The organism is Nostoc sp. (assembly GCF_036917275.1).
GTDB lineage: Bacteria > Cyanobacteriota > Cyanobacteriia > Cyanobacteriales > Nostocaceae > Nostoc.
Window position 1 is genome coordinate 55,139 of the sequence record NZ_JBALDF010000047.1, and the last position, 13,846, is coordinate 68,984.

10 protein-coding genes and 2 pseudogenes are annotated in these 13,846 nt (G+C 46.3%); 10 read left to right on the forward strand and 2 right to left on the reverse strand.

Annotated features, from left to right (window positions below):
* Positions 1–9 precede the first annotated feature (9 nt).
* A complete protein-coding gene (locus V7K35_RS17680) occupies positions 10–1,125 on the forward strand; it encodes a ferrochelatase (RefSeq protein WP_335080518.1) in 1,116 nt (371 codons plus the stop codon).
* A 62-nt stretch (positions 1,126–1,187) separates the two neighbouring features.
* On the opposite strand, the gene V7K35_RS17685 is transcribed toward V7K35_RS17680, so the two are convergent.
* Positions 1,188–1,733, reverse strand: coding sequence for an NADPH-dependent FMN reductase (locus tag V7K35_RS17685; RefSeq protein ID WP_273765199.1), 546 nt, complete (start codon positions 1,731–1,733; stop codon positions 1,188–1,190).
* 365 nt (positions 1,734–2,098) lie between these two features.
* On the opposite strand from V7K35_RS17685, the gene ftsH reads away from it, so the two are divergent.
* Positions 2,099–3,988, forward strand: coding sequence for an ATP-dependent zinc metalloprotease FtsH (ftsH, locus tag V7K35_RS17690; protein WP_335080519.1), 1,890 nt, complete (start codon positions 2,099–2,101; stop codon positions 3,986–3,988).
* A gap of 560 nt (positions 3,989–4,548) precedes the next feature.
* On the opposite strand, the gene V7K35_RS17695 is transcribed toward ftsH, so the two are convergent.
* Entirely contained in the window at positions 4,549–4,758 is a 210-nt protein-coding gene (locus V7K35_RS17695) for an SDR family oxidoreductase (RefSeq protein WP_335080520.1), read from the reverse strand.
* 853 nt (positions 4,759–5,611) lie between these two features.
* Here V7K35_RS17695 and V7K35_RS17700 point away from each other — a divergent pair.
* The 8 genes and pseudogenes from V7K35_RS17700 to V7K35_RS17735 form a co-directional block, all read left to right on the forward strand.
* Positions 5,612–6,976 (forward strand): LLM class flavin-dependent oxidoreductase, encoded by a 1,365-nt coding sequence (locus tag V7K35_RS17700; RefSeq protein ID WP_335080521.1) that lies wholly within the window; start codon positions 5,612–5,614, stop codon positions 6,974–6,976.
* Between the two features lie 234 nt (positions 6,977–7,210).
* Positions 7,211–8,749: an amidohydrolase family protein gene (locus V7K35_RS17705; RefSeq protein WP_335080522.1), complete on the forward strand. Its 1,539-nt coding sequence runs from the start codon at positions 7,211–7,213 to the stop codon at positions 8,747–8,749.
* Positions 8,750–8,839: 90 nt separating this feature from the next.
* Positions 8,840–9,052 carry a hypothetical protein gene (locus V7K35_RS17710; RefSeq protein ID WP_335080523.1) on the forward strand — a complete coding sequence of 71 codons (213 nt, stop codon included), beginning with the start codon at positions 8,840–8,842 and terminating at the stop codon, positions 9,050–9,052.
* Between the two features lie 124 nt (positions 9,053–9,176).
* Positions 9,177–9,440: a hypothetical protein gene (locus V7K35_RS17715; RefSeq protein ID WP_335080524.1), complete on the forward strand. Its 264-nt coding sequence runs from the start codon at positions 9,177–9,179 to the stop codon at positions 9,438–9,440.
* A 39-nt stretch (positions 9,441–9,479) separates the two neighbouring features.
* Positions 9,480–9,698, forward strand: a pseudogene (locus V7K35_RS17720) (hypothetical protein); the annotation flags it as partial.
* Between the two features lie 134 nt (positions 9,699–9,832).
* Positions 9,833–10,375, forward strand: coding sequence for a GDSL-type esterase/lipase family protein (locus V7K35_RS17725; protein ID WP_335080606.1), 543 nt, complete (start codon positions 9,833–9,835; stop codon positions 10,373–10,375).
* Between the two features lie 435 nt (positions 10,376–10,810).
* Positions 10,811–11,809: an aldo/keto reductase gene (locus V7K35_RS17730; RefSeq protein ID WP_335080525.1), complete on the forward strand. Its 999-nt coding sequence runs from the start codon at positions 10,811–10,813 to the stop codon at positions 11,807–11,809.
* Positions 11,810–11,905: 96 nt separating this feature from the next.
* Positions 11,906–13,681, forward strand: a pseudogene (locus tag V7K35_RS17735) (ABC transporter ATP-binding protein); the annotation flags it as partial.
* Between the last annotated feature and the right edge of the window lie 165 nt (positions 13,682–13,846).

The window sequence follows — 13,846 nt, forward strand, 5'->3', positions numbered from 1 at the left end:
GAACTAATTGTGGTTGCCACGCCGGAAAAAGTACAACACACCCACGAGCATCTATCAGGTAAAGACCGTGTAGCCGTATTGCTTATGGGCTACGGCGAAGTCGAAAGCTACGAAGATTTCGCCAACTATAACGAACAGGCTTTAAATCTACTGACAGCAAAATTTGCACCAGTACCAACCTGGATTTATCCCCCTCTGGCAAAACTTTTGGCGCTATTTGACCGCCACGAGTGGGGACACACACACCATGATTTTATCTCCCCACATAATACCATCTTTGAACAGCAACGGGCTGGGATCGAGAAGCATATACAAGAAAAATGGGGTGAGAATGTTCAAGTTTTTAAGGCTTTCAACTTCTGCGCCCCTTTCCTACCTAATCAAGTCCTGGCAGAAATCAAAAACCAAGGCTTTGATAAGCTGCTAATCTACCCATTGCTGGTTGTTGATTCTATCTTTACCAGTGGTATTGCGATCGAGCAAGTTAATAATGCTCTTGTTGAGTTGACTGATGGTGAAGAACACTGGGTTAAAGCACAGCGCTACATTCCTTCTTTCTTCAACGAACCAGCTTACATCGATTTGATGGCTCATCTGGTTGAGGAGAAAATTGCTGAGTTAGCCGCAGCTTATCTACCTTCTCAAATCGGCATTGTGTTAATGAATCACGGTTGTCCGCACAAAGCCAAAGGCTTTACTTCTGGGATTGCCGAAAGTGAAGCAATGTACGATTTAGTTCGGGATAAGTTGATTAACCGCTATCCCTTAATCTCAGTGGGTTGGCTCAATCATGACACGCCCTTAATTGATTGGACACAGCCAAACGCCCAACAAGCAGCAAATAACCTAATTCAATTAGGTGCAAAAGTGGTAATTTTTATGCCAATTGGCTTTGCCACAGAAAACCACGAAACTTTATTAGATGTCCACCACATCATCCATGCTTTAGAAAAACAGCATCCTGGTACGAACTACGTGCAAATGGCTTGCGTCAACGACCATCCAGAATTTTTGGCTATGGCGGGACAATGGGCTGATGCTCATATTGCAGAGCTGTTGTCACAAAGTTTGGCAGTTAATCCCCAACTAGCTGGGGATCACCATCACCACCATCACCACCATTAAGTTGAGTTAAGTGGGGTGGGTGGGCAAGGCTTTGCCCACCCTACACCCTACAACAACTACAACTAATTTACGCCCCGCAGCTTGCGAGTATTATCAACTAAACTCTGAGCAAATTGATCAAATCTTTGAGAGAGTTTCTCATCTACTAGCTTGTTTTCAGGACTGAAAGCACCCCAAGCTTGTCCGATCGCAATTTGTTCAGGAATCACCCAACCATGTACCCAACGAATAATTAGCCGGAGCTCATTTAAAGCATTACTATTAGACTGACCACCCAAGACGCTGATTAGTCCTGTCACTTTATCCGACAATTGCTCAAAACTCATCAAATCCAGGGCATTTTTCAGGACACCACTAACCCCACCATGATACTCAGGTGTCGCTAAAATTAACCCATCAGCGCGACTGACTGTATCTTGCAACCGTTGAACATCTGGATACTCTGGATACTCCTTTGCACCAGTGCAAAATGGTAGCTGCAACTGCCGTAAATCGAGAATTTCTACCTCTGCACCCACAGCTTCAACCCTTTGCACTGCTACTTCTAAAGCAAGCTGGGTATAGGAGTTGGGCCTTAAACTACCACCAATGCCAACAATTCTAACCATAATTAACCTACAAACTATTAACTAGCTACTATCAACAAACTTTTTTAAAACGAAATCGTTATGACTATGCTTATTTTAACGATTTGTGTCGGAATGTGTCAAATTAAAATGAAGCCCTTAAAGTCAGGGGAATTCCAGAATTTTTCTCCCTCTGCTCCCGTGCCTCTTTGGTCAAAAGTCAGGAGCCAGAATATTTATCCAGGTTGCTCAACTTCATGCAATAGCCGAAATAAATTTGGGAATGGTTTTGTATGGAAGTTAGACTAGATAAGAAAAGTGTAATTTCCAGTTATTACAATTTTTGCTAGAAGAATAGGCATAAAACCAGCGCTCAACTTGTGCCAGCAGACAAAGGGTAAATTATTATGACAAATTTGGGAAAAAAAGCATTGGTAAAAAGGGAGTCTTCAAAACGCGTTGCTTGGGTTGGTGCGTTCGCAGCTAGTTTGATTATGTTGCCAGGAATTTTCGTAAGTACTCCCGTTTTGGCACAAAAAGCTGAGAGCACCTCTCTAAATTATGGTGATTTGCTCAAAAAAGCGAAGGCGGGACAAGTTGAAAAAGTAGAGATTGACGAAACCGAACAGCTAGCAAGGGTTTATCTAAAGGGGCAAAAGGAGAATACGCCACCGCAACAGGTGGCACTTTTGGCACAAAACACAGAGTTAATTAACATACTCAAAGAGAAAAATGTTGATTTTGGCGAAGTTTCCTCTGCTAAGAGTCGAGCTGCTGTTGGACTGTTGATCAATCTCATGTGGATTTTGCCACTGCTGGCTTTAATGCTATTGTTCCTCCGGCGCTCTACTAATGCTTCTAGTCAAGCGATGAATTTCGGCAAGTCCAGAGCTCGCTTCCAAATGGAGGCCAAAACTGGAGTGAGATTTGAAGACGTAGCTGGGGTTGAAGAAGCTAAAGAAGAACTGGAAGAAGTTGTTACTTTCCTCAAACAGCCAGAAAGATTTACCGCTGTAGGCGCACGTATTCCCAAAGGAGTACTGTTAATTGGCCCCCCTGGTACAGGTAAAACTTTACTAGCAAAAGCGATCGCAGGTGAAGCAGGTGTACCATTCTTTAGCATTTCTGGTTCAGAATTCGTGGAAATGTTCGTCGGTGTGGGTGCATCCCGTGTGCGTGACCTCTTCAAAAAAGCCAAAGATAATGCCCCATGTCTAATATTTATCGATGAAATTGACGCAGTAGGTAGACAACGGGGTGCTGGAATCGGTGGTGGTAACGATGAGCGAGAACAAACCCTCAACCAACTGCTCACCGAAATGGATGGTTTTGAAGGTAACACAGGCATCATTATTATTGCTGCCACTAACCGCCCCGATGTTCTAGATGCAGCGCTGCTCAGACCAGGACGCTTTGACAGACAAGTGATGGTGGATGCACCCGATCTTAAAGGACGACTGGATATTTTGAAAGTCCACGCGCGGAATAAGAAAATTGATCCCAGCGTATCATTAGAAGCGATCGCTCGCCGCACTCCTGGTTTTACTGGCGCAGATTTAGCCAACTTACTCAACGAAGCTGCCATTCTCACTGCTAGAAGGCGGAAAGAAGCTGTCACCCTTTTAGAAATTGATGCTGCTGTGGATAGAGTTGTTGCCGGTATGGAAGGTACCGCCTTGGTAGACAGCAAGAGCAAGCGCTTGATTGCTTATCATGAAGTTGGACATGCTTTAGTGGGCACATTGCTCAAAGACCATGACCCTGTACAGAAAGTTACACTCATTCCACGAGGACAAGCATTGGGATTAACTTGGTTTACTCCCAACGAAGAACAGGGGTTAATTTCCCGTTCCCAACTCAAAGCCCGAATAACAGCTACTTTAGGTGGTCGCGCCGCCGAGGAAATTGTTTTTGGGAAGCCAGAAGTGACCACAGGTGCAGGAAATGACTTGCAACACGTGACAACTATGGCCCGGCAGATGGTGACCCGGTTCGGGATGTCAGAATTAGGCCCATTGTCCTTAGAAAATCAGAGTGCAGAGGTATTTTTGGGACGCGACTGGATGAATAAATCAGACTATTCTGAGGAAATTGCCGCCAAAATTGATTCGCAGGTGCGCGAAATTGTTAACAATTGCTATATCAGATCAAAAGAACTGTTGCAACTCAACCGTATAGTTTTAGAGCGTTTAGTAGATTTGTTAACAGAACAGGAGACTATTGAAGGTGATTTATTCCGCAAAATTGTTGCCGATAATGCTCAGGTAGCCGATGCAAAATTGGCTGTACCTTATTAGGGAATAGGCAAAAGTCAATAGTCTATCAACTTTAGACTAGTACCGCAAGGTGGAAGTCACTCATTCAAAAGTCAAAAGTCAAAAGTATTATGAAATGGGCTTTTTAGCGATTTTAAATGGTTGCTCTATTTACGTCGTGGTCTACTAGTATAGTGTGGCGTCAGTTTGCGTACCTTTAACAAACCTTGGGGGTTTAAGTCCCCTGCTTCTATAGGCAGCACGTTTTGTGTCGGGGTCTAAATCCCCGTCACAAAACGTAATTGCGAATTGCGAATTGGTTTAACAAGGGATTTTGTCCGATCGCAATTTCTTCGGAAATCACCCAACCATGTACCCAACGAATAATTGCCCCTTGTTAGCTAGCTGGATTTACGCCGTGGTGTACTAGTGAAAATCCAAAAGCTCAGATTCCCGACTTATTTAAAAAGTCGGGAATCTTTTTGTACAAAAATCAGAAAGCTACCTCAGCCTTTCTACGGCTTAAACCCCTTGTTAGTTGATAAATACGCTTGACTAGCTACTTCGTTGTTTGAGACAGACGCTTTACTGATGACCTGTGTTCAAATAAGACTGCGATCGATACTTGCTCCACCATCGACAAATAAGGTTTGTCCCGTGATCAACGCTGCTTCCTCAGAGCAGAAGAAGGCGATCGCAGCAGCAATCTCTTTGGGCTGACCGAACCGACGCATTGCAATCATACTTGAATATAGCTGTTCTTCCTTACTGCCGGGAGAAACTTTTTCATGAAACATTTCAGTTTCAATCATCAGCAATCCTAAATCATTCGTGAAAAGTTAGATCCCCAACTTCTCATAGAAGTTGGGGATCTGGATGCCGTAAATTTGAACGAAATCAAATCGGACTGCTATAGTCGCTTTCTATTCTCCTTAATCTCCGTAGACTGACAGGATGAACATTGCAAAGTACACAACCTCATGTTGTGTATGCAACGCCCTTTTTTCCAGTCTGCTGCGGACGGTTGATCTGAGATAGATACTTCTTAAGGGCAGCATACATACTACATACTGAGCAATCAATCAGTTTGCGATACTTAATGTTAGAGAAACTAATAATTAGTATTTCATGAGATTGTGTTCTTCAGTACATATTTTTTTGTATCCATCGTGTAAACTTTATCTGCGGAGTAACATTGCTAGATAAATTTATGATAATTCGAGCGCCAAGCAGCAGCATTCCGAATTCTGCTGTGTTATTAACCTGATTTAAAGTTCTGTTATTTCATTCCTTATAGAGGAACTAGTAGGCAACTAAAGTGTAAGTTTAGTTGCTGCCAAAGCATTCCATTATTAAATTCAGTGTCTAGCAAGAGGTGAATACCTGGGAGCCAGACACCAGTACTTCAAAGCTTTATAGGGAAAGTATTTTATCGATCTGCCATCCTTTGTATTTTTTGGGCGGGTGTCAGCTGTTGAAAGCAAACATGCTGTTGTCTACTCATCAGATATTTGCCGCTATGAAGGTTTGACCAAGATGTGTCAGGCATTTGAGTAGTTAGGAATTAGCCAAGCGCAGCAGTAGTGAAAGTAATAGCTGACGTTACATGAAAAGCCATTAGTTATACGCAAATCAGCAATCACACTATAAAAAAGAAAAAGGCATATGAGCACAACACGCAAGTTTCGTTTAGGTGCATTCATTCAAGCCACTGGTCATCACATATCCGCTTGGCGTCACCCCAATTCACAAGCAGATGCTGGATTTAATTTCGAGCATTACAAGGAAATTACTCAAACTGCCCAACGCGGCTTGTTCGATGCAGTTTTCCTTGCTGATAGCCCAGGAGTCTGGGGCGGCGCTCCAGAAACTCAGCATCGCAACGGTAAAATCGTCCATTTCGAGCCGGTCACTCTCTTCTCAGCCTTGTCCTCCGTGACTCAAAACATCGGCTTCATTTCCACCGCCTCGACTACCTATGAAGAACCCTACACCCTGGCGCGGAAGTTTGCTTCCCTGGACTACTTGAGTAATGGCCGGGCGGGGTGGAATGTAGTCACCACAGGGAATGAGAATGCCGCTCTTAATTTCGGACTTGAGCATCACCCAGAACATAGCCAGCGTTATGAACGCGCCGAAGAGTTTGTGGAAGTCGTGAAAGGATTGTGGGATAGCTGGGAAGATGATGCTTTCATCCGTGACAAAGAATCTGGGATCTATTTTGACCCAGATAAACTACATACACTCAACCACAAGGGCAAATATTTTTCCGTAAAAGGCCCTTTAAATGTCGGTCGTCCGCCCCAAGGCTACCCAGTGATTGTTCAGGCTGGAGCCTCCGAATCAGGACGGGACTTGGCTGCACGCACTGCCGAGGTAATTTTTACTGCCAATCAAACCTTAGCTGATGCCCAGGAATTTTATGCTGACGTTAAAGGTAGGCTGGCAGAATATGGGCGCTTTCCAGACGATCTAAAAATTATGCCTGGTGCTTTCCCAATCATTGGCCGCACTGAGTCAGAAGCTCAAGAGAAGTGCGAATTCCTGCAATCACTGATTCATCCCGATGTCGCCTGGGGGATTTTAAAGAACTATTACCAGGGTGTGGATCTGGCGAAATATTCCCTAGATGATTTGGCTCCCGAACTACCGACCGATACCAACACCAACAAAAGTCGTCTCAAACTAGTCAGGGATTTGGCTACTCGTGGCACTTTCACACTGCGCCAATTGTATCTCTCTCTTGCCACCGCCCGAGGACATCGCACCATACTTGGTACTCCCGAAACCATTGCTGACCAGTTAGAAGAATGGTTCAACAACGGTGCGGCAGACGGTTTTAATATCATGCCACCAATCCTCCCCACAGGATTAGATGACTTCATTAACTTAGTCGTTCCCGTTCTCCAGAAACGCGGACTGTTCCGTACTGAATACGAAGGCAGTACCTTGCGTGAAAACCTGGGATTGCGTCGTCCGGGCAATCGTTTTGTTGCCAAACAAGTAAATGAAAAATTGGTGTTGGCATAAATGACTTTTAATATCTGCACTGTGCTTAAGCAGCCCACCTTCTGTAGATCGCCGCCCTATAGAATCTGAAGATTGTAGCCAAATAACTTGACACAAAATATGCTTACTCCCTTGCCTTTTCCTATGCAACGGGGAGGCAATCTGTTGTGCGGCTTTGCAGACATGGACTAATACAAATTAACCAGCATCCCATGCTGCGAGAAAAACCCTGTAATTTTTTTTGAAGGAAAAAACATGAGTGAATATAGCCGATTGAAGACTTCGCGCTCTGCGGCAATCAAAGCAACCCTCGATTATCCAGTAATCGATACCGACGTTCACACCAATGATTTCACCCCGGCGTTTGAGGATTACATCGCCAATTACGGCGGCGTGAAACTGGTGGATGAATTACGCAAGACCGAAGCTTCGCGTCTCAACTCCAAGAGCAACGGTAAAGACTGGTATCAACAAACCCCTGAAGAACGTCACTACAACCGCACAATCCGATCGCCTTGGTGGGCCAGAGTCACCAAAAATACCCTGGATCTCGCTACTTACACCCTCCCCGGACTTCTCTATGAGCGTCAGGCGGAGCAGGGGTCAGACTATTCGGTGCTATTTCCGAACAATGTCCTGGCACCGGCTGGAGCAAGTCCAGAGAACCGTCAGGCACTGCAACGTGCGGTCAATCACTATCATGCTGATATTTACCGGAAATATAGCGATCGCCTGACACCGGTAGCTGGCATCCCATTAACTACTCCCCAAGAAGGGATTGAGGAGCTAGAGTTTGCTGTGAAAACACTGGGATTAAAGGTTATTAATATAACCGGGGGTGTGAAACGGCCAATTAAAGCGATCGCTGATAAGTATCCAGCTGATAAATTCCCGGAAATCGCCAAGTATGCTTCTTATATCGACTTTTACGGACTAGATAGTGAATACGACTATGATCCATTCTGGGCCAAAGTCGTTGAACTAGGCGTACCCGTCACCACCCATTACGGCAGTCAGGGTTGGACTGGACGCTCCTCCACTAGTAACTACATGAACAACCATATCGGTCACTTCGCCGATGGTTCGCAAGCCTTTGCTAAAGCGTTGTTCTTTGGCGGTGTTACCAAGCGTTTTCCGCAGTTGCGAGTAGCTATGCTCGAAGGTGGTGCAGATTGGGGTGCCCACGTCTACATACATCTGGTGGATCGCTTCTCCAAGCGCAATCTGAAGGCGCTGCAAAACTACAATCCAGCGCTGACGAATGCCGATGAGTTGTTTGAGATATTTGAGCGCTACGGTGCGGAAATCACTCAAGGGCATTCCCTCGATAAGGAGGAATTGACCAAGAGTGTCTTGGGATCTTCATTCAGCCGTTTTAGTCGGGCGCCGATTGGTAGCGAATTGGAAGATTTTGCCGCAGCAGGCATTGAAACAACCGAGGACATCCGCGATCGCTGGGTGAACAGTTTCTTCTTTGGTTCCGAGTCCGACGATCGCACGATCGCTACGGCATTCAATGACAAAGCTAATCCCTTGGGAGTCAAAATTAACGCCATCTATTCCTCCGATGTTGGTCACTGGGATGTGCCAGACCTCACCGCCCCCTTGGCTGAAAGCTGGGATTTGGTTCAAGAAGGCGTTATTTCCGAAGCCGACTTCAAGTCTTATGTATTCGCTAATCCTTACAAGTTTTACACCCAAGCCAACCCCGAATTCTTCAAGGGTACGGCGATCGAATCCAAGGTAGGTAACACCGAATCTAAACAAGTGGACAAGAGCCTAGTGGTGGTCTAAAAGGCAAAATGAGGGAGAAACATGAAGAATATTCTCCCTCATCACCTTCTTCGATAACAAAGATATACACTTTCAGCCTGGGAGATCGACATGACGATAACGACTGACCCTGATGTTGGGGCCCGCGAGGCGCTACGCCTAATCGGCCCCGATCCCGATAACTGGATACCCGACCGCCCAGGCGTCGATCAGAACGTCACGGTGGTGGGTGGCAGTGGCAGTGGCAGCACCTTTGCATTTGCGCTGCGGCGTGCCGGCATCGGCCGCGTAACGGTGATCGACGCGGCCGACGAAGCGGCCTGAACTAGCCGACTTTGCACAGCACATCGCCCTCTGGCGCGATCGCTACGAACCACCGGCTGACCAACGCGACGACGATCTGGGCACGCACCCCTACCTCGGCAGCGCCCACGAATACCAAGAGAAGGTGTCCGGTAGCGCACCTTACCTGAAGGATATCCACGTCTTCAACCCCGCAGGCTTTGTGAGTTTCGGTCTGCCCATCGGCGACGTGCCCAGCATTCGGCGCGACGTGCCGGCGGTGGTGGCACGCATCAGCCACGACTTGTTCTTCGCTGATTGGGCACAGCACGAGACACGGATCACAGGTGACAACATTGCGCCAGACTTTGATGCCTCGCTGTACGCCGCCGCATTATGGAAACAGCCAGCCAAGGCGGCAGTTAGCTGATTTTAGATTTTGGATTTTAGATTCAATTCCAATCCAAAATTGAATTGCCCAAATCAAACTAGGAGTCACAACTATGCCCGTCGAACAACGTCACGACACCAGCAATGGTTCCTTGCCTTATCTTTTCTCGCCTGTTTCGCACTCAAAAACATTCCCGTTCAAATATTTCAAGGTGGACAGGATAAAAATCTGCCAATTGAGGATACGGAAAATTTTGTTGAGCGCTTACGCAAAGTCGGGGGGAAAGTCGATTTGACAGTGCTGCCAGAAGGCGATCATTTTATTGCAGATGAGGTATACAGCGATCCAAAGTTACATCAGATTCTCGCAAAGAAATCAGAATTTGTTTTATTGGTGAATCCTTTGTCAATGGCACAGGTGATCCAGAGTTTCTGGGTTGGACAGGTAGAGTCTGCCGTAATGCTGAATCAAGAGGATACGCTATCACCCATTACAATTTGGGGGTGCGGGCAGAGACGAGTCGGTTTCTTAAACAACGTTGGTACTCAGAAGTCTCTTATCGTCTGCCAAGAGAATCCGATGGTCGAGTAGTGTTTTCCTTTGGTGTAAACGATTCAGGATGGGCGGGTAAACAACAAGGAATCGAATTGTCAGAGTCAATTGCAAATGCTCACAGTATCTTAAGCCAAGCAAAGCAACTCTATCCGATTTTGATGGTCAGTCCGCCACCCTGTGGTGATGTTGCTCAAGAAAAAAGAAATCAAATTCTTGCAAATCTGTCACAGGAATTTGCATTAGTTTGTGATCAACTAGATGTTTCGTATCTTGATGTGTTTTCCAGTTTGGTGAAGTCACCAATCTGGCTAGCAGAAGCAAAAGCCAATGACGGCGCTCACCCAAAAGCAGATGGTTATGCAGAATTTGCAGCGATCGTACAAAACTGGGAAGGTTGGTTAAATTGGTTCACACATTAAAAAATGCTGACATCGTTATCCTATTAGTTAATCATGGCTTAGTACAGTTTTGCGTAATAAGCGTAGCATTAACAATGCAAGCCAACGCATTAACAATGTAAACCGATGCATTAACAATGTAAGCCGACGCATTAACAATGTAAGCTGACACATTAACAATGTAAGCTCACACATTAACAATGTAAGCTGACACATTAACAATGTAAGCTCACACATTAACAATGTAAGCCGATGCATTGGCATTGCAGGGTATTGCCTTTGATGAATTTGTAGCGAATTAATAAAATGCTGTACTTAGTTGATGTGTCCTAGAGGCTTTTAGTTCTGCGTTAGCGTTAGCGACTTAGGAGCGTCAGCGGGGCGGAACCCACGTGGCATTCTATTTATAAATTTCAACACTTTCTCAATCAACTACTTTCAATCAACAACATCTCCATGACATTACCAACTACCAATCTCGGTAAAACTGGATTGACTGTTTCTCGCCTTTGTCTGGGCACCATGACCTTTGGATTGCAGACCGACGAAGAAACTTCCAGAGACATCCTCGATACTGCTGCTGATAGCGGAATCAACTTTTTGGATACAGCCGACGTTTATCCCCTCGGCGGCGGCCTTGCCACTGCTGGTAGCACCGAAGAAATCGTTGGGCGCTGGCTCAAAGGCAAACGTGAACATTTTATCTTGGCTACCAAGTGCGTCGGTCGGGTTGGCCCTGCACCTTGGGATCAGGGGGCTTCGCGTAAACATATTCTGGATGCGATCGATGCTTCCCTGCGGCGGCTGGGAACTGACTATATCGACCTGTACCAATTGCACTCCGACGATGCCTCAACCCCCCTCGATGAGACTCTGGAAGCATTGGATGCGGTGGTTCGTGCTGGCAAGGTGCGCTACATCGGGGTTTCCAACTTCTTAGCCTACCGACTCGCCCGTGCCTTGGGTCGTGCCGAGACGCGCAATCTAACTAGGTTCATCTCAATTCAGCCCCGCTATAACCTGTTGTTTCGCGAAATTGAGCGAGAACTATTGCCCCTGGCGAAAGAAGAAGGATTGGGTGTAATTTCCTATAATCCTTTGGCAGGCGGTCTGCTTACCGGCAAACACATTCTCGCCGAAGGCCCCACCTCAGGCACCCGTTTCACGCTAGGTGCTGCCGCAGAACGTTATCAAGATCGCTACTGGCACGATCGCGAGTTCAATAGTGTCGAGGCTTTACGCACAGTAGCGGATCTCGCTGGATTTTCCCTCACCACTCTAGCAGTGGCTTGGGTTTTATCTAATCCGATTATCACTGCGCCCATAATTGGCGCTAGCCGCCCAGAACAACTTGCTGACTCCCTGAAGGCAGTGGAACTAAAACTCGATGATAGTTTAAAACAAAAGTTAGATGACCTAACCGCCGAATACCGAAGGGGAGATTCTCTTCGTTAGTTTCTATTTATGAAAACTCCAAACCTCATGCTTGCAAAGTCATACTAATACCAATTCGCTATGAAAAGCTAAAACAATGCTACGCGACCGACTTTCATGACGAAAAAAGCCAGACAATCCAAATTCTTTCAACGTGCTGCTGATGCACCAGATTTGCCATCAACTCCATTCAGGTTCATTTGCTATTTCGTTTACCAGTTCCGCTGGTGGTATGTCGCAGCAGTGATCCTGGAGATAATACACGCAACCTGTGGCATTCTGTTGCCCTATGCCATTGGTGAGATCATCCGGGGCGTAACGCGAGGGGCGGGCGACACCAAACCCATTTTTGATGCCATGAGGCAACCTTTGATGCTGTTCACCGCCTTGAGTGTGGGTGAAGTAGTATTCGGGCGATCGGCTGGACTCTTGCAAACCATCCTTCATCCCATCCACCGACAGCACATTGTGCGATCGCTATATGCCTACTTGCAGCACCATTCACATCGCTACATGAGCAGCAGTTTTTCCGGGGCATTGGCGCATCGGATTAGCGAAACTTCTCTGGGTGTTACCCAAACGATGCAAATGATGATTACTGAATTTATGCCAGTAATCGTCGTGTATACCGTCGCCACGACGATACTGTACCGCACATATCCTCCGCTGGCTGCACTCGTGGGGATATGGGCAGTTCTCTTCATCAGTATTTCGTTCTGGCTGGCAACTCGCTGCCGATTTTACTCCCGAAAAGCCGCAGCTGCAAGAAGTGAGACAACTGGCATCATCGTAGATGCAGTAACAAATATTACTAGTAGTAGATTATTTGCTCGCTTGGGTTTTGAACGACGCTATTTGAATGAGCAATTAAGGCGCGAAATTAAAGAGGTGAGAGAGTCCAACTGGTACTCAGAGCGAATTCGCTGGTTTCAGTTCATCTCAGCAGCCATTCTGAAAATCAGCACCCTGTATTACTCGCTCTCCCTTTGGAGTCATGGGAAGATTGCTACTGCTGACTTCGTTGTGGCAACCAGCCTGTCGCTGTTAATTATCAGTGAAGCCCGCACTTTGAGCCGCCGCTTTCTGGAATTTTTTGAACATATCGGTAATGTCGCCAATGGTGTCTTGATTATTGTTCAACCCCACGAGTTGATTGATCGCGATCGCGCGATCGCCCACTCAATTACTCAAGGTAAGATTGAGTTTCGGCGGGTGAATTTCAACTACTCGGATGAGAAGAAAGTTTTCAACAACCTTTCTGTTACCGTCTTAGCGGGACAGCGTATCGGACTGGTGGGCTTATCCGGCTCTGGAAAATCCACCTTTGTCAATCTGATTCTGCGTTTGTTCGACCCACAATCTGGAGAGATTATCATTGATGGGGTCGATATTCGAGACATGACTCAAGATGCCCTACACGCTCAGATCAGCTTGATTCCCCAAGATCCGTCTCTGTTCCATCGCACTTTGCTAGAAAATATTCGTTACGGACGCTTAGATGCAACCGACTCAGAAGTGATCGAGGCGGCACGAAAAGCTAATGCTCACGATTTCATCGCCCAAAGTAAGGATGGTTACGATTCTATGGTGGGTGAACGTGGTGTCAAGTTGTCTGGAGGGCAGAGGCAGCGCATTGCGATCGCCCGGGTAATTCTCAAAGATGCGCCGATCCTGATCTTGGATGAAGCTACCTCCAGTCTCGATTCAATCACTGAAAAAGCGATCCAGGATACCCTCGACTTAGCAATGAATGGGAAAACGGTGATTGTGGTAGCTCATCGACTATCTACCATTGTCCATCTAGACCGGATTTTGGTGTTCGACAAAGGTGGCATTATCGAAGATGGTTCCCACGCCAAACTACTGGCACTCGGCGGCGCTTACCACAGGTTATAGAAAATGCAGGCAGGTGGATTTCTACCAGAAAATCTCGGTGAGGAACGCATACGTGAGGCTGGCACAGACAACATCGAAGAGGAAATGATCGCTTGACATTTGCCGCTACTTGAGGTTTATTTGCAAATTCAATTCAGGAATTGATTGATTGAGTATTCGCCA

What these genes read in the sequence shown, in the direction of transcription:
- V7K35_RS17685 (WP_273765199.1), bottom strand. Translation starts at nt 1,733, where the DNA reads ATGGTTAGAATTGTTGGCATTGGTGGTAGTTTAAGGCCCAACTCCTAT.
- ftsH (WP_335080519.1), top strand. Translation starts at nt 2,099, where the DNA reads ATGACAAATTTGGGAAAAAAAGCATTGGTAAAAAGGGAGTCTTCAAAA.
- V7K35_RS17695 (WP_335080520.1), bottom strand. Translation starts at nt 4,758, where the DNA reads ATGATTGAAACTGAAATGTTTCATGAAAAAGTTTCTCCCGGCAGTAAG.
- V7K35_RS17700 (WP_335080521.1), top strand. Translation starts at nt 5,612, where the DNA reads ATGAGCACAACACGCAAGTTTCGTTTAGGTGCATTCATTCAAGCCACT.
- V7K35_RS17705 (WP_335080522.1), top strand. Translation starts at nt 7,211, where the DNA reads ATGAGTGAATATAGCCGATTGAAGACTTCGCGCTCTGCGGCAATCAAA.
- V7K35_RS17710 (WP_335080523.1), top strand. Translation starts at nt 8,840, where the DNA reads ATGACGATAACGACTGACCCTGATGTTGGGGCCCGCGAGGCGCTACGC.
- V7K35_RS17730 (WP_335080525.1), top strand. Translation starts at nt 10,811, where the DNA reads ATGACATTACCAACTACCAATCTCGGTAAAACTGGATTGACTGTTTCT.